General features: G+C 61.5%; 21 protein-coding genes. 9 read left to right on the top strand and 12 right to left on the bottom strand.

Annotated elements, in window-relative coordinates:
• Positions 1-5: 5 nt before the first annotated feature.
• From ACS1BR_RS02775 to hemE, 6 genes are all read right to left on the bottom strand, one after another.
• Positions 6-851 (bottom strand): uroporphyrinogen-III synthase, encoded by an 846-nt coding sequence (locus tag ACS1BR_RS02775; RefSeq protein ID WP_463559955.1) that lies wholly within the window; start codon positions 849-851, stop codon positions 6-8.
• Between the two features lie 11 nt (positions 852-862).
• Complete coding sequence (gene hemC / locus ACS1BR_RS02780; RefSeq protein WP_463559956.1) at positions 863-1,825, bottom strand: hydroxymethylbilane synthase; 963 nt, start codon at positions 1,823-1,825, stop codon at positions 863-865.
• Complete coding sequence (locus tag ACS1BR_RS02785) at positions 1,822-3,135, bottom strand: ferrochelatase (RefSeq protein WP_463559957.1); 1,314 nt, start codon at positions 3,133-3,135, stop codon at positions 1,822-1,824. Before ACS1BR_RS02785 ends, hemC begins: the two co-directional genes overlap by 4 nt.
• Positions 3,135-3,926, bottom strand: a complete 792-nt coding sequence (hemQ, locus tag ACS1BR_RS02790; protein ID WP_463559958.1) for a hydrogen peroxide-dependent heme synthase — start codon at positions 3,924-3,926, stop codon at positions 3,135-3,137. The genes ACS1BR_RS02785 and hemQ overlap by 1 nt, the downstream gene beginning before the upstream one ends.
• Before the next feature lie 79 nt (positions 3,927-4,005).
• A complete protein-coding gene (hemG, locus tag ACS1BR_RS02795) occupies positions 4,006-5,460 on the bottom strand; it encodes a protoporphyrinogen oxidase (protein ID WP_463559959.1) in 1,455 nt (484 codons plus the stop codon).
• A 12-nt stretch (positions 5,461-5,472) separates the two neighbouring features.
• Positions 5,473-6,588 (bottom strand): uroporphyrinogen decarboxylase, encoded by a 1,116-nt coding sequence (gene hemE / locus ACS1BR_RS02800; RefSeq protein ID WP_463559960.1) that lies wholly within the window; start codon positions 6,586-6,588, stop codon positions 5,473-5,475.
• Between the two features lie 181 nt (positions 6,589-6,769).
• Here hemE and ACS1BR_RS02805 point away from each other — a divergent pair, with 181 nt between their 5' ends.
• From ACS1BR_RS02805 to ACS1BR_RS02820, 4 genes are all read left to right on the top strand, one after another.
• Positions 6,770-8,080: a glutamyl-tRNA reductase gene (locus tag ACS1BR_RS02805; protein ID WP_463559961.1), complete on the top strand. Its 1,311-nt coding sequence runs from the start codon at positions 6,770-6,772 to the stop codon at positions 8,078-8,080.
• A gap of 60 nt (positions 8,081-8,140) precedes the next feature.
• Positions 8,141-8,800 carry a TetR/AcrR family transcriptional regulator gene (locus ACS1BR_RS02810; protein ID WP_463559962.1) on the top strand — a complete coding sequence of 220 codons (660 nt, stop codon included), beginning with the start codon at positions 8,141-8,143 and terminating at the stop codon, positions 8,798-8,800.
• 120 nt (positions 8,801-8,920) lie between these two features.
• Positions 8,921-9,148: a DUF3107 domain-containing protein gene (locus ACS1BR_RS02815; protein ID WP_463559963.1), complete on the top strand. Its 228-nt coding sequence runs from the start codon at positions 8,921-8,923 to the stop codon at positions 9,146-9,148.
• Between the two features lie 236 nt (positions 9,149-9,384).
• The gene (locus ACS1BR_RS02820; RefSeq protein ID WP_463560313.1) at positions 9,385-10,833 is read left to right on the top strand and encodes a DEAD/DEAH box helicase; all 1,449 of its coding nucleotides are present in this window, start codon (positions 9,385-9,387) and stop codon (positions 10,831-10,833) included.
• Here ACS1BR_RS02820 and ACS1BR_RS02825 read toward each other — a convergent pair.
• Entirely contained in the window at positions 10,830-11,672 is an 843-nt protein-coding gene (locus tag ACS1BR_RS02825) for a PHP domain-containing protein (protein WP_463559964.1), read from the bottom strand. The genes ACS1BR_RS02820 and ACS1BR_RS02825 overlap by 4 nt on opposite strands.
• Positions 11,673-11,767: 95 nt before the next feature.
• On the opposite strand from ACS1BR_RS02825, the gene ACS1BR_RS02830 reads away from it, so the two are divergent.
• Positions 11,768-13,303 carry an aminopeptidase P family protein gene (locus ACS1BR_RS02830; RefSeq protein ID WP_463559965.1) on the top strand — a complete coding sequence of 512 codons (1,536 nt, stop codon included), beginning with the start codon at positions 11,768-11,770 and terminating at the stop codon, positions 13,301-13,303.
• A gap of 41 nt (positions 13,304-13,344) precedes the next feature.
• On the opposite strand, the gene ACS1BR_RS02835 is transcribed toward ACS1BR_RS02830, so the two are convergent.
• Positions 13,345-14,241 (bottom strand): YflT domain-containing protein, encoded by an 897-nt coding sequence (locus tag ACS1BR_RS02835; protein ID WP_463559966.1) that lies wholly within the window; start codon positions 14,239-14,241, stop codon positions 13,345-13,347.
• A gap of 181 nt (positions 14,242-14,422) precedes the next feature.
• On the opposite strand from ACS1BR_RS02835, the gene ACS1BR_RS02840 reads away from it, so the two are divergent.
• From ACS1BR_RS02840 to ACS1BR_RS02850, 3 genes are read left to right on the top strand one after another with little or no spacing between them, the layout of a single operon-like run.
• Positions 14,423-15,739 carry a magnesium transporter MgtE N-terminal domain-containing protein gene (locus tag ACS1BR_RS02840; RefSeq protein WP_463559967.1) on the top strand — a complete coding sequence of 439 codons (1,317 nt, stop codon included), beginning with the start codon at positions 14,423-14,425 and terminating at the stop codon, positions 15,737-15,739.
• A 31-nt stretch (positions 15,740-15,770) separates the two neighbouring features.
• The gene (locus ACS1BR_RS02845) at positions 15,771-16,370 is read left to right on the top strand and encodes a DUF1003 domain-containing protein (RefSeq protein ID WP_463560315.1); all 600 of its coding nucleotides are present in this window, start codon (positions 15,771-15,773) and stop codon (positions 16,368-16,370) included.
• A 50-nt stretch (positions 16,371-16,420) separates the two neighbouring features.
• Positions 16,421-17,581, top strand: coding sequence for a P-loop NTPase (locus tag ACS1BR_RS02850; protein ID WP_463559968.1), 1,161 nt, complete (start codon positions 16,421-16,423; stop codon positions 17,579-17,581).
• Positions 17,582-17,621: 40 nt separating this feature from the next.
• Here ACS1BR_RS02850 and ACS1BR_RS02855 read toward each other — a convergent pair whose 3' ends face one another.
• Positions 17,622-17,990: a Sec-independent protein translocase family protein gene (locus ACS1BR_RS02855; RefSeq protein ID WP_463559969.1), complete on the bottom strand. Its 369-nt coding sequence runs from the start codon at positions 17,988-17,990 to the stop codon at positions 17,622-17,624.
• A 123-nt stretch (positions 17,991-18,113) separates the two neighbouring features.
• On the opposite strand from ACS1BR_RS02855, the gene ACS1BR_RS02860 reads away from it, so the two are divergent.
• Positions 18,114-18,761, top strand: coding sequence for an O-methyltransferase (locus tag ACS1BR_RS02860; RefSeq protein ID WP_463559970.1), 648 nt, complete (start codon positions 18,114-18,116; stop codon positions 18,759-18,761).
• Between the two features lie 35 nt (positions 18,762-18,796).
• Here ACS1BR_RS02860 and ACS1BR_RS02865 read toward each other — a convergent pair whose 3' ends face one another.
• The 3 genes from ACS1BR_RS02865 to ACS1BR_RS02875 all read right to left on the bottom strand — a co-directional run bounded on the left by ACS1BR_RS02865 (position 18,797) and on the right by ACS1BR_RS02875 (position 20,807).
• The gene (locus ACS1BR_RS02865) at positions 18,797-18,961 is read right to left on the bottom strand and encodes a DUF3117 domain-containing protein (protein WP_463559971.1); all 165 of its coding nucleotides are present in this window, start codon (positions 18,959-18,961) and stop codon (positions 18,797-18,799) included.
• A gap of 163 nt (positions 18,962-19,124) precedes the next feature.
• A complete protein-coding gene (locus ACS1BR_RS02870; protein WP_463559972.1) occupies positions 19,125-20,450 on the bottom strand; it encodes a hypothetical protein in 1,326 nt (441 codons plus the stop codon).
• 30 nt (positions 20,451-20,480) lie between these two features.
• The gene (locus ACS1BR_RS02875) at positions 20,481-20,807 is read right to left on the bottom strand and encodes a hypothetical protein (protein WP_463559973.1); all 327 of its coding nucleotides are present in this window, start codon (positions 20,805-20,807) and stop codon (positions 20,481-20,483) included.
• Between the last annotated feature and the right edge of the window lie 64 nt (positions 20,808-20,871).

Genomic DNA, 20,871 nt, shown 5'->3' on the forward strand with positions numbered 1-20,871 from the left:
TGGGTTTATCCGGGTGTGCTCGCTGACTCGGTGGTCAGTATCTCGTGCGCTGCTGTGGCAAGGTCTCTTGGGTCGGGGCTGGCTGATACCCGGTATTTTAGCCCCAGGTCCCGTGCCCGAGCTGCCGTGCTTGCCCCGATAGCCAGCACAACGGGCAGCCTCGGACCCGCGCTATCCGGCAAATAGTGGGGAACCGGATCCGAGGTGTGATCGGTGAACAGTTCGGTGAGCAGCGAGGGGGCGGTAGCCACCACCGCGGTATAGCTCCTGAGTCTCTGCCTTGCCTCCTGCCGGCTCAGGGCCCGGTCTCCCAGCCGATCTGCCGGGTATGCCTTCATGGTGTAGACGGTCTCGATCGTCACCCGGTGTCCCAGCCCTTTAAGTCCTTCCGCAAGGGTGGAACGGGCATTAGCTCCCTGCAGGCAGAGAATACTCTGGGGCCTCGACGCTGGCCACTCGGCTACCATGTGCCTGGCATCCTGAACCCGCGGTATAAAATCAGCCTCCACCCCGGCAGTCTTCAGCGCTGCCGCCGTTGCTGTACCCACGCAGGCGACCCGGACACCGGCAAGAAGGTCTGAAAGCCCCGCCCTGTCCCGCTGGGCCCAGTCGGTGAGAGCCGCGACACCGTTGGCACTGGTCAGTGTGACCCAGTCATATTTTTTTCGGTGGAGGTCCAGAAGACAACCCTTAGACGGCGGTAAAGAAACAGCCTGTCTCAGCGGCGCACAATCCACTCTCACCCCGGGGGTCATCCCCGTGAGTAGGCGAATAAAAGACTCGGCTTTAGCTGGCGACCGGGTGATGAGTACACGCCCGTTTCCCCCGCCCCGGTCGGTATTCTCTGTCATGATAGCTCCGGTTAGAGGCTCAGCCGGGCCAGCCGGGCAGCACCGCGCTGCAACAGGCGACCGGCCAGGTCGAGACCTAGCTGGCGGGCAGCGGAAGGGCTGAGCTGATCCGTGGTGAGACGCGCCCGCAGGGTTTCGGAGCCGTCGGGGTTGGCCGCCAAAGCCTCGAGCACCAGGTTGCTCTCATCAATACGGGCATAGGCTCCCACCGGTGCAGCGCAGCCGGCTTCCAAACCGGCGAGAAGGGCACGTTCGGCGGTGACCGCCAGGCGGGTTTCGAGGTGGTCTACCGAGGCAAGGGCGGTGGCTAACACCGTGCCGGAGGCACAGTCGCTGTCGCGGACCTCGATGGCGAGCGCACCCTGGCCGGGGGCCGGAAGCATACGTGAGGGGTCAAGCCGGTCGGTGACAGTGGAGGTGAGCCCCAGCCTTCTCAGACCGGAGAGAGCCAAAATCACCGCGTCGCAGTCACCCCGCGGGCTTTTTCCCTCTCCGTGATCTTCTAGCCCGGCGACCCTGGCCAGCCGGGTGCCCACGTTGCCGCGAATATCGACGATGGTGACGTCGGGTCGCAGCGCTTTGAGCTGGGCTGCCCGCCGGGGGGACCCCGTACCCACGCGCGCACCTTCCGGTAGGGTGTCGAGGGTGAGCCCGTCCCGTGCACACAGGGCGTCTCGCGGGTCTTCCCGGGGGAGGATTCCGGCAACCGTCAGCCCCGGGTAGGCGGCGGTGGGGAGATCTTTGAGCGAGTGCACGGCGAGGTCTACGGTGCCGTCGAGGAGGCGGGTGCGCAGGGTGGCCGCAAAAACCCCGGTACCGCCCAGCTGCGAGAGCGGGCCGGTGAGCACGTCCCCCTCGGTGGTGATCTTTACCAGTTCGGTGTCAAAACCTCCGGCCTCGGCGACCAGCTGTGCCGCGGTTGCTGTCTGGGTCAGGGCCAGTGCCGAGCCGCGTGTTCCTACCTTATAGATCATTGTGGGTGGGCTCCTGCGGCGTAGTCTGCGCCGGTGTAGGTTGCAATGGTGGGTTTTTGTGCGCCCGGTTGGCGGGAGAGACAGCAGTCGGGGTTGCAGGAGTCAAACCACCTTTTCCCCGCGCACGCGTTTTCCTCGCGCGGGTGCGGCTGCTCCGATGCCGTGGACACCCGCTCGGCAATGAGGCTGCGCAGCGACTCGATGTAGGCGGGGTGGGTGCCGGGAGTCGGGGTGCGCACGGCGGCTAAACCCAGTCTTGCGCAGGTGTCCAGGGCCTCGGTGTCGAGGTCCCAGATCACCTCCATGTGATCGGAGATGAACCCCAGCGGCACCAGCACCACCCCGTCCACCTGCCCCTCAAGCGCATCCAGGGCGTCGTTGACATCGGGTTCCAGCCAGGGTGTGGACTCCGGGCCCGACCGCGACTGATAGACCAGCTCCCATTCGGTCTTGGCCAGTAGATCCGGCCGGTTCTCTTTGACCCGTGCCAGTACGGCGCGGGCTGTCTGCAAATGTTTTTCGACGTAGGCAGAGCCGCCCTCGTAGTCGACCCCGCGCGGGCCCGCCTCATTGGCGGCAGAGGTGGGGATCGAGTGGGTACAGAACATGATACGCACCATGCCGTTGCCGGCCGCCACCTGCCCGGCCCGCTCCAGCTGCGACCGCACCGTATCCAGCCCCTCAGCCAGACCCTCGGCAAAGGCTTCGATGAGGCCGGGCGCATCAAAATGCTGGCGCACCTTATCAATCTGTAGCTTGCCGGTCAGCCCCAGTTTCTCCAGGGCAAGCCCGTAGTCTTCGCGATACTGACGGCAGGAAGAGTAACCGGGGTAGGCGCTGGTGGGGAGCACCAGAATTTTGCGGGCACCCTCACGGTAGGCGCGGGACACCACGTCGGTGACATAGGGTTCCCAGTTGCGATTTGCCCAGGTAAGAGGTATGTGCGGCCCTCTGCTGTCCAGGGCCTCCTGGAGTGCCCGCATCAGCGAGCGATTCTGTGCGTTCAGCGGTGATACCCCACCGTTTGCCCGATAGTGGGTGGCTACTTCCTCCAGGCGTTCGTCGGGTATTCCCCTTCCGGCGGTCACGTTGCGCAGGAAGGGGATCACATCGTCCTGGCCCTCGGGCCCGCCAAACGAAGACAGGATCACCAGGTCGTAGTCTTCCGGTGCCTCTGCGCGGGGGCGGGTGAGACTGGTTTCTCCGCGGTAGTGGCCCATCGTTGCCCGGTCGAGAACCGACGGCCCGTTGGTGGCGGTGTTGTGCGGGTCGGTACGGTTCGGTACAACGTCGTGGGGAAGGAAACCCATCAGGCAAGCACTCCGGCTACCTCGTGGGCGGGGATACGGCGCCCGGTGTAGAAGGGGGTTTCCTCGCGCACGTGCAGGCGGGCCTCGGTGTTACGGAAAGACCGCATGAGGTCGGTCAGCAGCACCAGCTCCGGGGCTTCAAGGGCGATAATCCACTCGTAGTCGTTGAGGGCGAAGGCGGCGACGGTGTTCGGGAGCACCTCCCGGAAGTCAATACCCTTCATACCGTGGTTTTTGAGCATTTCGCGCCGCTTTTCGGGGTTGGAGTAGTACCAGTCCCAGGAGCGCACAAAGGGGTAGACGCAAACCCAAGCTTCGGGGGCAATCCCCTTGGCGAATGAGGGGGTGTGACCGGAAGTGAACTCAGCATCGCGGTGGACCCCCATGCTTGACCACACTATTTTTGTGCCGCTGAATGCCCGTGTACGGCGGATAGACCGCACAGCCGCCTGGAGCTCTTCGGGCAGGGCACCGTGCAGCCACACCATAATGTCCGCGTCGCTGCGCATGGCAGATACGTCGTAGAAGCCGCGTACCGTGACACCTTTCTGACCCAGCGTATCGACTAGCCGGTTGAGTTCGTCGGCGGCTTCGGGGCCGGTGGCTGTTTCAGCGGCCGGAGTATCCCTGGCGAAAACGGTGTAGAGGGTGTAGAAAAGCTGGTCATCGCCCTCGGCTGGGGCACCGGGAACCTGCCCCTGGATCTTCCCCTCGGAGTCCTTGGCGGTCGGCATAGCGGCAGCCCCTCTGTGGGGGTAGCCGTGGTGACCGTCACCGTGCTGCTGTGACATGTTCTCCGTCCTTTCACGGGTGGGTAGATTTACCGCCCGGTGGTGTTCTTGTTTTTCCTGATAAAGTTCACGCAAAGTGTTAGTTTTCACTCCGGTGTCTGGCTATAAAATCGTCCACGGTCTTTTGGGTGTCGGCGGTGACCGCCGCCAGCCCGTTACCGGCGAGCCATGCGCCCACGGCCGTCACGCCCTCAAGTTCTTTGAGCGCTTCACGAAAGTCCTCTGTCTTCTGCCGGTGCCCGGCGGTGGCGGTAGGCAGGGAACTGTGCCAGCGGACAACGTCGGCCCCCACCAGGTGGGAGCGGGTGAGCGGCAGGTTGTAGAGTTTTGCGGCATCGTGCAGTGCCAGGGTGATGAGCTGGTCGTCATAGAGGTTGACTTCCTGGAGGGGGCCCGAGTCGGTGCCGCGCCCGTAGGAGAGGCGGAGCACGTGCCTGTTTTCTCCTGCCTGTTCCCTCATCCAGTCCCATTTGGCGGTGGCGTGGGTGAGAGCTTTAGCTCGGACCGTCTGCACGTGCTCGCTGACCAGCAGCCCGGTGCCGCGGGGGGCGGAGTTGAGTGCTGGCTGGTCTACCACCAGGGTCACCAGGGCGATATCCGGTCCGGGGTTGAGAGTGGGAGCCTTACCCGCCGGTAGGTGGGTACCCAGAATCCGGGCTGCGGTGGGGCCGTCTGCGGCCACCACCACGTAGGTGCCGCTCATAGCCGCCGCCTTTTCCCCGGCTTCGGGCTGGCGCTGGATAATGGTCCAGCCACCGGTGACCGGGTCCCTGTCGATGGCGATAGCGTCAAATCCGGTGATGATGCGCACCCGGAGCTTCATGACCTCGTCAACCAGTGCTTCGGAGAGCTGGTTCATGCCCCCGGTTATTCCGGCAACCTGGGTTCCCGCCGGCGAGGCCCTGCGGAGGGCCGCCGAGGCCGCGGCGAGGGAGCCCAGCTGAGCCACCCTGTCTTTGAGGCCGGGAATGACGGAGTCTATCTCGAGTTCGTCGGGGTGGGTGGAGTGCACGCCCGAGACCACCGGTGCCACCATTCTTTCCAGTACCTGCTGGCCCATGCGGGTGCGTACCACCTCCCCGAGTGTTTGGGCGTTTTCTCCGGCGGATACCGGGAGGAAACGGTCAAGTTTAGCGCGGCGCAGTCCTGCCCGGCTGAGGATATTTTTTACCGAGGGGTCGCTGAGGTCTCCGGGGATACCGAGTACCCCGGTGCGGGGGGCAGGCCGGGCCCCTTCCGGGAGGTAGAGCCAGGAACCGGCAGGGTTGGGTGTCACGATCTGATCGGACAGGCCCAGTTCGCGGAGGAGGTCGGTGACCGTGCTGGTGCGGGTGGCAAACGACTCCGCCCCCGAGTCCAGTACCAACTCGGCCACCCGGTGGGCACCCACGGCACCCCCCAGATGGTCTCGGGACTCAACCAGGGTTACTTTCAGTCCTGCCTGCGCCAGCTGGCGGGCAGCAAGCAGCCCCGAGATACCGCCGCCAATAACGATCGCGGTTTTTTTGGGTGAGCGGGCGAGGGAGGATGCCATAGGTAGAATCAGTTACTTTCTCAGGGTTGCGGTGTGAATGTAGTCAACGAGTTGGGTGAGCACCTGCGGGTCGGTTTCCGGCGGGACGCCGTGGCCCAGGTTGACCACGTGCGTCGGGGCCGCCTGGCCGGCTCTCAGGACCCGGTCGGTGTGCTCGCGCAGGGCTGGCCAGCCGGCAGAAAGCAGGGCCGGGTCAATGTTACCCTGAAGCACTACCCCGCCGCCGAGGCGCTGCTGGGCGAGGTCAAGCGGTAGGCGGTAGTCGACTCCCACCACATCGGCGCCCGCCTCGTGCATGGAGGTGAGCAGGTCTCCGGTTCCGGTGCCGAAATGGATTCTGGGCACACCGTATTCTTCAACGGCTGCTAAGACCGCGGCCGAATGCTCCATCGCATATCTGCGATAGTCTTCGTGCCCCAGAGATCCCGCCCAGGAGTCGAAGAGCTGCACGGCAGAGGCCCCCGCTTCTATCTGGGCGCGCAGAAACTGGGCAGAGGTGCGTGCCGCCCATTCGGCTAGTGCCCGCCAGGTCTGCGGTTGGGCGTGCATCATGGTGCGCGGGCGCAGGTGGTCCCGGGAGGGGCCTCCCTCCACCATGTAGGCGGCGAGGGTAAAGGGGGCTCCGGCAAAACCGATGAGGGGGGTGTCCCCCAGTTCCGCGGTGATAGCTGTGATTGATTCGCGGATGGGGTCTAGGGCCCGGTCGTCAATTTCGGGCAGGGCAGACACGTCGCCGACGGTGCGCACGGGCCGGGCCAGTACCGGGCCTTTACCGGGAACAATATCGACATCGACCCCGGCAAGTTTCATAGGTACCACGATGTCGGAGAAGAAAATAGCGGCGTCAACCCCGTGACGGCGTACCGGTTGCAGAGTGATTTCGGCGGCCAGGGATGGGGTAAGGCATGCCTGTAGCATGGGCACTCCCCGGCGGATCGCTCGGTATTCGGGCAGGGAGCGTCCCGCCTGGCGCATAAACCATACCGGTCGGTAGGGGCCCGGCTGCCCGGTGAGCGCGCGCATCATGGGTGAGTCTGCTACCGAGGCAGCGTTAAGAGGGTGCTGAGGCGAAAGCCGCCCCCGCTGGGCGGGGGTGAGGAGGTCACGCTGCTTCAGTGGCTTGGTCATGTCCTCTATTGTGCCAAGGATTGGAAGAAATTTTGCCGACACGGTGTCAGTTTTACCCTATGTCTGCCCCGTACAGGGCACGGGCGGGTGGGATCCGGTTTGTCCAAACCCAAAAATGGTGCACAATTGTATGGTGCGATATTCGCACACCGAGCGCTAGCGTGTTTATGATGAATCAGTCGTGACTATTTTTACCCTCGTTGCATCACACAAGAACGTTGATCTTAGCACCGTGGCCCACCTGGCCAACGGTGCCGCTGCTCTATCCGACAACGCCCAGAAAAACTCTGTTAGGGGCATGGTTGTGCTTTCCACCTGTAACAGGGTGGAGATTTACGGGGAAACCCCCTCTGTTCCGGGGGCAACACAAGACACCGTTCACTCCGATGTCATTAAGGCGACCTCACAGGTCTACGCCCAGCTCACCGAGCTATCGGGGCTCAGTCTCGATATTGTGTCCTCAAGCTTTGAAACCTACGTGAACGAGCAGGCGGCTCTGCACCTTTTTACGGTGACCGCCGGGCTAGAGTCTGCCGTGGTAGGTGAGCGCGAGATCACCGGGCAGGTGCGCCGCGCTATCTCCAAGGCGCAAAAAGCCGGCCACGCCACCGGAAACCTGGTGCGCCTCTTTGACCATGCCGCTCATACCGCCCGCCAGGTGGGCCAGCAGACCCTGCTGGGGTCTCGGGGGCGGTCGGTGGTTTCGGTTGCCCTCGACGTGGCCGATGATCTGGCCGATAAGACCTGGCAGCAGCGCTCAGCCCTTATTATCGGTACCGGTGCCTACGCGGGGGCCACTGTTGCTACCCTGCGCGAGCGCGGATGCACCGACATCACCGTGTATTCTCACTCGGGTCGGGCGGCCACCTTCGCGTCTAGGCGCGGGGTTGATGCGGTGGATGACGGGGGTTTTTCTGCGGCCCTTGCCCGCGCCGACCTTGTGGTGGGCTGTTCGGGGAGCGCCACCCCCCTGGGTGCTGCCGATATCCCCGCAGGTAAGCATGTGCTGGTCGATCTGGCGCTTTCTCGCGACTTCTCCCCGGAGGTCGCCGACCTGCCCGGGGTAGACCTTATTACGCTTGAGTCGGTGCGTTTGGCGGCTCCCGATGAGACTGTAGAGTCTGTTGAGCTGGCGCACGCTATCGTGGAGAAGGCGGCGGCGGAGTTCGCGGTCAGGGAGAAGGCACGCACCATTGACTCCGCTATTGTGGCTCTGCGGGAGCACACCATGAGTGTACTCGAGGAGGAGCTGAGCAAGGTGCGGTCCCAGCACGGTTGTACCGCCGCCTCCGATCAGATGGAAATGGCTATGCGTCGTATGGTAAAGTCGTTACTCCATGTCCCCACCGTTCGTGCCCGAGCTCTCGCGCAGGCTGGGAGGGAAACCGAATATATTTCAGCCCTCGAAGCACTGTACGGTATAGAGATCGATCTACCGGACTCCCGGGGTAGCGAATTCCCCCGGGAAATAAGGCAGGCAGATGCCTCCTAGGCCGCAGGTATCGAGGCGGTTTTGGGGGATGAGCCACCGGCATCTAAGAATAGAAGAATCTTGAGCGTACCTTCAGCCAGTCCCGAACCCGACGAAGCGGTAGATAGCAGGCTGTCTACCGGAACGACCCGTCTACCCAAAGAGTTGCGCCGCCAGCAGCTACTTTTTTATGCTCTCAGGGTTTTTTCCTCTCACGGCTACCACGTGACAACGATGAACCATATTGCCGAGGCAGCCAATGTCACTAAGCCGGTGCTGTACCAGCATTTTAAGTCGAAGCGGGAGCTGTATTTGGCGGTGCTTGACGAGCAGATAGACAATCTGGTCAACCGCATCATTAAACCTCTCTATCAGACCACGGTGAACCGGGAGCGGGTGGAGCGGGCACTGGGTGCTTTCTTTGAGTTCACCCGCATTAATCCGCAGGGGTACAGGCTTATTTTTGAGTCGGATATTCAGGGCGATCACGCGGTGCAGCAGCGGCTGGACCACCTCTATGACACCATTGCCCACCATGTGGCCAGTTTTTTGGGGCCCAATGCGGGGCTTGAAACCGCCGAGGCCACACTTCTCTCTCGCACGCTGGCGGGTATGGCGGTATCGGCAACCCAGCACGCTCTGAGTCAGGATTCAGACCGCGTGGATCTTAGCCATGTTGAAAAGCTGGTGTTCCGTCTGGCCTGGGGCGGTATTTCCGTGATTGACGAGGATTGGAAGTAGACCACCAAGCAACCGGTTGATCGGCTACAGTTTTGTGCGCTCACAGTGAATTGCTTTCGGGCTCTCACCGGCCAACCCTAGAATTGGGTGTGACTCAAGCGCTTTTATCTAAGGAGACCCATGGAAATTAAGATTGGTATTCAGCATGTTCAGCGGGAGGTTGTTCTCGAAACCGATCAGACGTCTGCCGAGATCAAGGCCAAGGTTGCCGCCGCTCTCGCCGACGGTTCTGTGCTGGAACTCGAGGATTCTAAGGGCAGGGTCACTCTGATCCCCGGTGCCCAGGTGGGGTACGTGGAGCTCGGTGAGGAGTCTAAGCGACGTATCGGGTTTGGTTTCTCCGAATAGAGCCTAGGCCGGTATCTGCCAGGTGTATCCCGGCCACGGGCACAGCCCCGATAGCTCGGGGTACACCTTGTCTCGCTGCACCTTTGATAGAATAAACGGGTCATGGCTGCCCGGTCGTAAGAGCAAACAGACATTTTCTTTGATACCCCATCGGTGCCGTTACCGCGGTGACAGCTTCATTTTTACACACGATCGGCTCCACTTTACACGCACCGCCGGCCCCCGGCTGTGCCGCTATCCTCAAGGAACCTATCGTGACTGAAGACAGTAAAACATTTGCAGACTACGGTCTGCGTCAGGATCTCTGTGATGCGCTGGCTGCCCACGGGATCACCACCCCCTTCCCCATCCAGGCGCTCACCCTACCCGTGGCCCTGGCCGGGCACGACATCATCGGGCAGGCAAAAACCGGTACCGGGAAAACCCTGGGATTTGGCCTGCCCACCCTCCAGCGGGTTACCGGGCGGGACGACCCCGCCTGGGCAGAGATGACTACCCCCGGGGCACCGCAGGCTCTGATTGTTGTTCCCACCCGGGAACTTGCTATGCAGGTGGGCTCCGATCTCAAGTTAGCCGCTCAGCAGCGCAACGCCCGCGTGGTAACGCTCTACGGGGGTGTACCCTACGAGCCCCAGATCAAACAGCTGCGGGCGGGTGCCGAGGTAATTGTGGGCACCCCCGGCCGACTGATCGACCTGCTCAGGCAAAAGAAACTGGACCTGGGCGCGGTCAGGATTGTGGTGCTCGACGAGGCAGACGAAATGCTTGACCTGGGATTTTTGCCCGACGTCGAGCGCCTGTTGGCGGCACTTCCCGAGTCCCGCCAGAGTATGCTTTTCTCGGCGACCATGCCCGGGCCGGTGCTGAGCATGGCGCGGCGCTATATGACCAAGCCCATGCATATCCAGGCCAGCTCCCCCGACGACGATTCGGTCACCAAAGCCTCGATCCAGCAGTTCATCTACCGTGCCCACCCCCTGGATAAGGACGAGCTGGTGGGGCGTATCCTGCGCTCCCGATCTCGCGGGCGCACCATTATTTTTACCAAAACCAAGCGCTCGGCGGCCAAACTTGCCGAGGAGTTGATCAACCGGGGATTTGCCGCCGGCGCTATCCACGGCGACCTCCACCAGGGGGCCCGCGAGCACGCTCTGGCGGCTTTCCGCCAAAACACGATTGACATTCTGGTGGCCACCGATGTTGCCGCCCGCGGTATCGATGTTGAAGATGTCACTCACGTTATTAATTTCCAGTGCCCCGAAGACGAAAAAACCTATCTGCACCGGGTGGGGCGCACCGGCCGGGCCGGCAACACCGGCACCGCGATAACGCTGGTGGACTGGGAGGACGTTCCGCGCTGGTCGCTCATTAACCAGGCTCTAGAGCTGGGAGTTCCCGACCCTGTTGAAACCTACTCGTCTTCTGAGCATCTGTTTGCTGACCTGGATATTCCCGAGGGTACCCGGGGCAGGCTCCCCCGCCAGGAGCAGACCAAGGAAGGTATCCGGCAGCCGGACGGTTTGCGCCGCGACGGCAGACACAGCCGCCACGGGGCACCCCGTAGCGCGGGGGCACGCGCACGAGGTGCCTCCGGTTCCCGGGATCGGCGCCGGCGGCGGGAGAAGTCGGTGGAGAAGACGGAGAGCGGCAGCACGCGGCGGCGCCGGCGGCGGCCCTCGGCTTAGGGGGTCTGCCGGTAGCCGCTAGACAGCTGCCGGATCCGGGTAACGGTACCGGTATGAGTGGTGTTCTCCCCCAGCCGGTTGGGTTTTCCTCTCCCGTGGTAGTCGGATGATCCGGTGATCAGAAGGCCGTGTTCGTGGGCTAGCCGGGTGAGCCATCGGCGGTCTGTGTCACTGTTGTCGCGGTGATAGACTTCGAGTCCGGCAAGCCCGGCGGCTATCATGCTGTGTATCAGTTCATCGGGGGCGACCCTGCCTCTGCTCCGCGCCCGCGGGTGCGCCATGACCGGTACCCCGCCGGCTGCGCGTACCAGCTCCACCGCCCGCACAGGATCCAGTGCGTCGTGGGGGACATAGTATTTTGAGCGGGGGCTGAGCAGCCCGGTAAAGGCCTCGGACCTGTTGGTCAGGACACCCGCCTCCACCAGGGTATCTGCAATGTGGGGTCTGCCCACCGTGACGTTTTCGTCTACCCCGCGCACCACGTCTGCCCAGGTGATCGGGTAGTCTCGCTCTAGAAGCTCCACCATTGTTTGGGCTCTGATGAGCCGGGATTGTCTGACCCGGGCTATGGTGTCGGTGAGCGGTCGGTAGGTGGGATCGTGCAGGTAGCTCAGCAGGTGCACGCTCACCCCCGCGGCGGCACACGATATTTCCATACCGGCGATAAAGTCCACGCCGTAGTCGGCAGCGTACTTTTCGGCGTCTGCCCAGCCCGCGGTGGTGTCGTGGTCGGTGAGGGCGAAGCCGGTAAGCCCGCGGTGGGAAACGTCCGCGACCAGCTCGGCAACGGTCTGGGTTCCGTCCGAAATTTTTGAGTGGGTATGAAGGTCGTAGGCCATGCCCACATCATACTGCGCCCCGGCCCTGCCGGCTCTATCGGCTTGCCTGCCGCCGCTGACGTGACCGGAGACAAATAAATAGTTACAGTGGTGCTATGACTACTTCAGATGACAATACTCAACCGGTTGAGGAGCGGGTCACCAACCGCTCTCAGCCTCCCGAATCGCAGGCGTTCACCGATTTTATGGGGGATCGCTGGGCCCCTACCGATCGGAGGCTCCCCTCCCGTGCCCGGGTGGCTGATTGGGCAGCCCGCCGTCGTGCCGCTCTTTCGGCGCTCTTTCCCGGTGAGCGCCTGGTGATTCCTGCGGGCCCGCTCAAGACCCGCTCCAACGACACCGACTACCGCTTTCGCCCCCACTCCGCTTTTGCCCATATGACGGGCCTGGGAACCGACCACGAGCCCGATGCTGTGCTGGTGTTTGAACCGGTGGAAGAGGGTAGCGGTGATGGCGGCTCGCACCACCGGGTCACCCTCTATTTCACTCCCCTGGCCGGCCGCGACTCAAAAAAGTTTTACGACGATCCCCGCTACGGCGAATTTTGGATTGGTCCCCGCCCCACGTTGGCGGAGATTGAGGCCGAGTACGGCCTGGTGAGCCGCGACCTTTCTGAGCTTGAGGTTGCTGTCACCAAAAATGCCGGTAACCCCGCCCTGGGCGGCGTGCAGATTCGTCTGGTGCGCAATGTTGACCCGGCGGCCGATGCGCTGGTGGACACCTCTCGCTATAACACCGGGGTGGACCTTGAGGAGTCCGACCGGCAGGATGCGCTCCTGACCGAGGCTCTTTCTGAGGCCCGCCTGGTCAAAGATGAGGTGGAGGTGTCTCAGCTGCGCCGCTCGGTGGATCACACGGTGGCCGGTTTTGAGAATATTATTCGCTCACTCCCCCGCGCCATAGGTCATAGGCGCGGCGAGCGTGTGGTGGAGGGTGTTTTCTTCGCCAAGGCACGCGAGGAAGGCAACGACCTGGGGTATGACACCATTGCCGCCTGCGGTAACAACGCCACCATTTTGCACTGGATCCGCAACAACGGTCCCGTGGAGGATGGCAAGCTCATGCTGGTGGATGCGGGTGTTGAGGACGATAGTCTCTATACCGCCGATGTCACCCGCACTTTCCCCGTCAACGGTAGGTTTACCGAGGTGCAGGCTAGGGTGTATCAGGCGGTTTTGGACGCCGCCGATGCCGCGTTTGAGGTGGCAGTTCCCGGTCGCAAATTTCGTGACGTTCACGAGGCCGCAATGAAGGTGCTTGCTGCTCGCCTGGACGAGTGGGGGCTGCTGCCTGTTACCGCCGAAGCCGCGCTTTCTGCCGAGGGCGGCCAGCACCGCCGCTGGATGCCGCACGGTACCAGCCACCATTTGGGGCTCGATGTGCACGACTGCGCTCAGGCTAAGCGGAAGCTCTACCTTGACGGCGTGATTGAGCCGGGTATGGTGTTCACCATTGAGCCGGGCCTCTATTTTAAGGAGGAGGACCTGGCTATTCCCGAGGAGTATCGAGGAATCGGCGTGCGCATTGAAGACGATGTGCTCATTACCGAAAACGGTAACGAGAATCTTTCTGCCGCACTACCGCGCACGATCGCCGATGTGGAAGCCTGGATGGACAGGCTTTTGGGTTGAAAGCTACCTAGCCGGTTTCCCGTGCCGGGCGGGTATACCGGCTAGCGCGGCTTATCGCCGGTGCTCTCTTCGTTTTCCCGGGGGTTCTGGCGGATACTCTGGCTGAGTTCTGCCGGGTCGTCGACTCGGATACCGTAGCGGCTTTGGTTCTGTTCTTTACGGATTTGTTCGATACGCTCGTTGCTGGGTGCCGGTGCCGGTTCTTGGCGTACCGTGCGGGCGTACTCTTCGGGGTCTTCGATACGCAGACCGAATTTTCCTCCGGCCCTGGAGCCGTCGCGGTTGTATTCGGGGCCCACAAAGGTGGATTCCTGATTCCCCGCTGGTGGCACCTGTTCTTGCCCCTGAGGCCCGGTCCAACCGGCCCCGTGGACCGGTGTTCCACCGGGGGTGTTGTGCGGCACGGGAGCCGGGGCACCGGCCGGGTTGCCCGGCTGCCGAGCGTAGGGGCCCACCCTAAGGATCTGCCGTGCCCGGTCCGATGTTGAAAAGTGTGCCCTCATTTCCAGGGTTCCGGGGATAGTCTGTCCGCGCATGGCAAACGAGCCCCGACCCTTTTGGCGGTTACGGGAGAAGCTTATGAGGCCGGTGAGCACCCAGACCATCATGCCCAGCGGTATCGATGAGATGAGGTGAGCCCCGATAGCTGTTCCGGTGAGTATGGCGGTCACCGCGCCGATAAAAGCACCGAAGCATGCTCCCTGGAAAGCTGCGGCCGCAATAACCCTGGGGTAGGTGAGTTCCCCGCCCACGTATTCGATGTGGGTGATGTTTCGGCCCACCACGTAGATGGTTTGCATGGGGAATTTTTGTTCGGCTAGCCGGCGCATGGCGTGGTCGAGCTGTTGGCGGTTATCGAAGTAGGCGACAAGGTCGCCGTCGGGTTCTTTATTCGGTTCTGCCTGCGCGATCATCGGGGTGTACTGGTTGAAGTCCATATCCCTCATTTTCTCTGAGGAAGCTGGATAATCACTGGAGCCTGCGCGGGGTATCGCAACCGGCGAAACGCGGGGTTTCACCGGTTCTTCTCTCCAGATCAGCGGCAACTGCGGGTAAACTCTCACTTCTTGGGGGCGGTGGTATTCTGCCTTATTTCTGCTTTGCCGATACCCTGTATAGGTGAGTACTGTACCGAATAAAATTTTTATTGCCCGCCTTCTCGGTCTCGACGTTTTTGACCCCCTGGGGGATCGGCTGGGTCGTCTACGCGATGTTGTGGTGCTCAAACGTAGTTTTGGCCCGTTTGGTAGTCTCACCTCCGACCACCGCGGGGACAGGGGCCCTGTTGTGGTGGGAATTGTTATTGAGGTGCTGGGGAAGAAGAGAATTTTTGTGCCCATGACCAGGGTCTTGTCCATTGAGTCGTCGCAGATTATTTGTACCGGGTTGGTGAATCTTCGGCGTTTTGAGCAGCGAGGGTCTGAGTCGCTGGTGGTGGGTGAAATATTTGACCGCAAGGTACAGCTCACCGACGGTTCCGGTGAAGCCACGGTTGAGGACGTGGCTATGGAGCAGCACCGCAACGGTGACTGGTTTCTTGCCGAGCTCTTTATCTCCCGCGTACACGAGACGGGCGGGATTCTACGCCGCCGCAAAGAAACTCTCGTGATCGACTGGGATGAGGCTATTCTTTCCACCGATCTTGAGCCGCAGGCGGCAACCGCTTTTGTGGCCAACCACGAAGACGCAAACGCCGCCGACCTCGCCGACGCTATCCACGAGATGAACGACAAGCGCATGGTTGAGATTGCCCATGAGCTTCAGGACGAGCGCCTGGCCGATGTGCTTCAAGAGCTTCCCGAAAACGATCAGGTGGAGATCCTCTCCCACCTCGATGTGGAGCGGGCCGCCCAGGTGTTGGAGGAGATGGAACCCGATGATGCCGCCGACCTGCTCAACGAGCTTTCCGATGCCCAGCGGGAGCAGCTTCTTTATCTGATGGAGCCGGAAGAGGCGGAAGACGTGCGCCGCCTGCTGGAGTATGAGGAGGGTACCGCCGGGTCGCTCATGAACCCGGTTCCTATTATTCTTTCGCCCGAGAACACGGTGGCCGAGGCTCTGGCCCATATTCGGCAGGAGGAGATTCCGCCGGCAATGGCCGCGGCTGTGCTGGTGGCCCGTCCCCCGCTGGAAACCCCCACCGGCAGGTATCTTGGTATGGTGCATATGCAGCAGCTTTTGCGTTATCCGCCCAGTGAGCAGGTGGGTAATATGCTGGATACCTCCATCGAACCGGTGTCCGATATGTCCAGTCTTGAGGAGCTGTCGCGGGTGCTGGCAACCTATGATCTGACGATTATCCCGGTGACCAATGATTCTCACCGCCTGGTGGGCGCGGTGACCATTGACGATGTCCTCGACGCCATTTTGCCCGAGGATTGGAGAACCTATGATGATGGAACCCCTATTCGGAAGGTAGGCCGCCGCTTTGAGTGATAAAAATAGAGAGCGCCCCCACGACGAGCGTTTGGCCACCCCGCAGGAGTCGCGCCGCAGGGCGGTTCCCCGGTCGAATCCCGATAGGTTTGGGCGCGCTACCGAGTCTATCGCCCGTTTTATGGGAACCCCGCAGTTTTTGCTCTGGATGACTGTGTTTTGTGGTCTCTGGCTGGGTTGGAATACGCTGGCACCGGAGTCTCTACAGTTTGACCCGCGGGCACTGAATTTTACCCTGCTGACTCTTATGCTCTCCCTCCAGGCGTCCTATGCGGCCCCCCTGCTGCTGCTTGCTCAAAACCGGCAGGATGATCGTGACCGCGTGATTGCCTCCCAGGACCGGCAGCGTGACCAGCAGAATCTGGAGGAGACCCAGTATCTGACCCGTGAAATTGCCTCGCTGCGCGTTGCTCTGCGCGAGGTCGCGACCCGTGACTATGTGCGCGGTGAGCTGCGCGATATTATGGAGAAGCTCGAAGAAATTGAGGCGCGCTGTGACCGGGGCAGCCAGGAGGTCCGGGACCCGCTAACCGGTGCGCTGACCGCGGTGAGCGAGGACTCGACCAAGAAGAAGTTGAAGAGGGTTAAGGTGAAAGATGTTGAGGAGTCTTCCACCGATGATACCGAGTAGACAGGCCACCTGAGCACTGAAGAACCGATTAAGCGAAAAGAGGCTGAGACATGCACACCCCCACCGATTCGCTGCGTGAGGCGCTTGCTAAGGTCTACGATCCCGAGTTGCGGCGCCCGATTACCGAGCTGGGTATGGTGGATCTTGCCGTGGTTGAGGGGTCAGATGCCTATGTGACGGTGCTGCTGACTATCGAGGGGTGCCCGCTACGGTCCACGATTGAGCAGGATGTTCGGGCGGCGGCACAGAAGGTTGCCGGTGTGGAGACGGTGACCGTGGAGATCGACTATATGAATGCTGAGCAGAGGGCGCAGCTGCGTACAAGGCTGGGGCATTCACGCAAGAATCCTTTCACCGAGCCCACCTCGCTCACCCGTGTCTATGCGGTGGTATCCGGCAAGGGTGGGGTCGGTAAATCATCGATGGCGGCTAATCTTGCCGCCGCGTTCGCCGCCGAAGGGTTGGGCGTGGGGATTGTTGATGCCGATGTTCACGGTTTTTCTATTCCCGGTCTGATGGGGATTACCCAGCAGCCCACCCGTATGGACGATATGATCATACCGCCCGTGGTTGAGGTGCCCGATTTTGTTACCGGCCCGGCAGGCCGGCAGGCGGCGGACGGTGGTTTTGTGAAGGTTATTTCTATCGGCATGTTTGTCGAGCCCGATCAGCCGGTAGCCTGGCGCGGCCCCATGCTGCACCGGGCCCTGGAACAGTTTTTAACCGACGTGCATTTTGGTGCCATCGATGTGCTGCTTCTCGATTTACCGCCGGGTACCGGCGATATCGCTATTTCGATGGCGCAGCTGTTACCCGGTGCCGAGCTGGTGTTGGTCTCTACGCCCCAGCACGCCGCCGTTGATGTGGCTCAGCGGGCGGGCACACTGAGTCTGCAGACGGGGCAGAAAGTGGTGGGTATCATCGAGAATATGTCCGCCATGCACATGCCCGATGGCACCCTGATGGAGATCTTTGGCTCCGGTGGCGGGCAACAGCTTGCCGCACGGTTGACGGAGTCTTTGGGCTATGAGGTGCCCCTGCTGGGGTCGGTGCCACTGGATGTGCGGCTTCGTGCCGGCGGGGACAGGGGCCTGCCGCTGGTGTGGGATCCTGTCAAGACAGCGGCGGCTGAGAAGATCACAGAGATTGCGCGCACGCTTTCCCACCGTTCCCGGAATCTTGCCGGTAGGCCGCTACCTTTTAGCCCCTAGCCGCTCTCTTACGTTTGGGTGTTCGCCGGGGCTGCCGGTCCTAGGTGGCGTCGGTGTCGAAGGGCGCGTACGCTCCGCGGGGAAGACGGTTGGAGGAAGAGGCGGCCGAACGATTCTCTTGCTGCTGGGCTTGGAGGGCGGCGCGTTCGGCGTCGTCTTCTGCCAGTGCTTCGCGCACAATGGTCCGCGGGTCATACTGGCGGGGGTCATACTGTTTCCAGTCAAAGTCGCCCAGTGGGTTGTCGCCCAGGGTTTCTTTGAGGTCGTCTTTGGCCTCAAAGGCCATGGCGCGAACCCATTTAACGGCCTCTTTGAGCTTTTGTGCGTATTCGGGCATACGTGCGGGGCCAATCACCACAAAGGCTATGATGACCAGGATGATGAACTCCATGCCGCTAATACCAAACACAGTACCGAAGATTACCAGCTTTAACCGGCAAAAACCTAAAAACCGTCCTGAGTTCTATATGATGTTTCAAGCACAAGTTTTTGTCCTGAAGTTCTATCCTTCAGCGGGGTGAGAAGGGGAAACATGGCATCGCACAGGGTGGATCGCACGATGGCCTGGGCCTATACGGAGTCTTTTCCGCAGGAGAGTGCGGAGATTGCGGCTGCCCGCCGTGACGCTGAGCTTGCGGGGGCTGACCCGGTGAGCCCTCACACCGCGTCTTTGCTGACTGTACTTGCGGCTACGGGTCGGGCCCAGAATGTGCTGGAGGTAGGTACGGGTACCGGGGTCTCTTCGCTGGCCCTGCTGGAGGGGATGCCGCGTGGCGGGGCCATGACCACGCTCGATATTGATAGTTCACGCGTGCAGAAGGCAAAGTCTATTATTGGTGGTTCGTCAGCGGGTCAGAATCATCGAGTCCGTATGATTACCGGTGATGCCCGGCAGGTGCTCCCCCGGCTCTCACGGGATTCTTACGATCTGATTTTTATTGATGGCGGGGCTCGGATCGCCGAGTTTTGTGTTTATCGGTCGCTGGCGCTCTTGCAGTCTGGCGGTTTGTTGATTCTCAACGATGCCCTGCGTTCGGGGAGGGTTTCAGATCCCACTCAGCGCGATGAGTTGACCGTTTCTCATCGGAGGCTGCTGTCCGAGATTCAGGACTGCCGCGGGGATGTTTTTGTGTCGCTGGCCCACGCCCAGCCCGGCCTCTACCTGGTCTACAAGCGCTAGACGGGGGTGTTGGCTACCGGCCTAAGCCAGCTCGGCTAGCTAAAGTCTTTGAGGCAGGCTTTGAGGGCCTCGACCTCTTCGGGGCTAATATCCAGTACCAGGCGTCCGCCGCCCTCCAGTGGGATCCGCATAATAATACTGCGCCCCTCCTCCACGACTTCAAGAGGTCCATCGCCGGTACGAGGCTTTTGTGCCGCCATATCAATCATTCTCCTTCGTGTGCGGTATCAGGAGGCTGACCGCCAGCCTCAAAACCCCTGACAGGAACCATAATAAACCAGCTGATGGTTTCTTGAGGGTCAACACAGCAAGCCTCTCCCGTATTGGGTTATATTTCTCGCCCCGGCCCTATACAGCCCGCGACTAGGGCGGATAGTCGCCACCACCCGGTAGCTGTTTCCAGTGCCAGAGCCAACCCACCCATCCGAATTGTAGGGCGGCCGAAGAGACTAGCAGCAAACCCCGATAGGCTCGCGATACAGAAAGAGCCACCAGCGGTAGACAGAGCGGGAACAGCGGTAGCAGCATCCTAAAAAGCGAGCTCTGTGGATTGAGGAAAAGCAGCAGATACAGGCAGTAGGCTCCGCACCAGAGCACCAGTATCGGGTGCAGACTCTGCCGCACCGGCCTGGTGCGCAGAAACAACAGCCCGCCCCCTATGAGGGCCAGTAGTAGGGGTAGGCCAAAGACACCGAAATAGGTTTCGGCCTGCTCAATCCAGGGCACCAGCAGGGCAAGATCGCTCCCCCGCCAGGCAGTCTCCGTGGCCGTATACGCATCAATCCTTCCCGTGTACCACCACGCGTATAGGGGCCACAGCAGGGCAGCCCCGCACATGAGGATCGCCGCACACAACTGGCCGGCAGTTTGTCTCACAGCCCCGAGTATCCCGGCCCAACGGGTACCACCCTGAACTCTCTGCCGCTGCACACTCCGCCAGGTGGACCAGGCCCACCATAATCCGGCGGTCGCCCCCAGCGGCACACCCACCGGTCTCGACAGGCAGGCAAAAACCGCAAAGGTCAGAGCCCACCACCACCTGCCCCGCATCATCAAAAACAGGGTCAGCGCCAAAAAAACCAGGTTAAAAGACTCGGCATAGGGCACCTGCAACACCGGGGACACCGGAAGGAACGAGAAAAGCGCTACCCCCCACAGGGCAGTTTGCCGGTTACCCGAAGACGCACCGGTCAGTTCATCGGCACCCAGCGCCGCGTCCTGTCCCGCGCGGGTTGACACACCATTGAGCGAATCCCGCAGGAGGTAAAAAATGACCAGGGCCGCGGCAAAACCGGCGAGTAAGGCCAGGGTAGTTGCCGCCGCATAGTAGCCCATCCCGCTGGCCCTCCCCAACGCGGCCGCGGTCAGAGGAAAAAGCGGATAAAAAGCCCAGGGGTTCTGCTCCACCGAACCGCCCGAATCCACCGGTAGCGTGGCCGGGTAGCCGTCGGTAGCTATCTGCTCATACCATCCGGCATCCCAGATACTCACAAATTCGAGATAGCCCATAGGGCCGCTACCCCAGGGACTCACCAGCTGCTGACGGCCCACCAGGCTAAAAAGCGCGAACCCGTAAAGACGGCTGGCAGCATAAATGAGGGTCACCTGTATAGCGGCAGGCAGGCCCCCAAACACCAGTCGAAGCCGCACATAGCTGCCGTAGATCAGCCGGTCTGTCACCGATTCCACGCCTCTCTTACCCCCCGGTTATCTATCCCGCTACAGGGACTCAGGTCGGGCCTGTAGGAGCTCAAGTTCGGAACGCATCCGGCGGTTTTCCTCCATCAAAGCGGCAAAAGCCTCATCCACCTCAGCGACGGTGTAGCCGTGGGGCGAGGTCGAAAACTGAATCTTCCGATACCCGTTACCGGCCCGATCAGTGGTCGTCCACACCGGCCGGTAGTCTGTCTCCACATCGATACCGTCGGCAGCGATATAACCCAGCACTTTTCGCGCCGGAAAAATACGGTCGTTACCCAAGACAGCCACACCTGCCATGGTAGCGGCCATCACTATCAGGGTCACCCCCACCAGCACATATCCCATGCGCAATCTCCCAAACGTCTACTGTAAGAGTCCACAACAGCTTAGAACACAATGGTGTAACAGT

The sequence above is a fragment of the Rothia sp. 18CD1-1 genome (genome assembly GCF_055285355.1).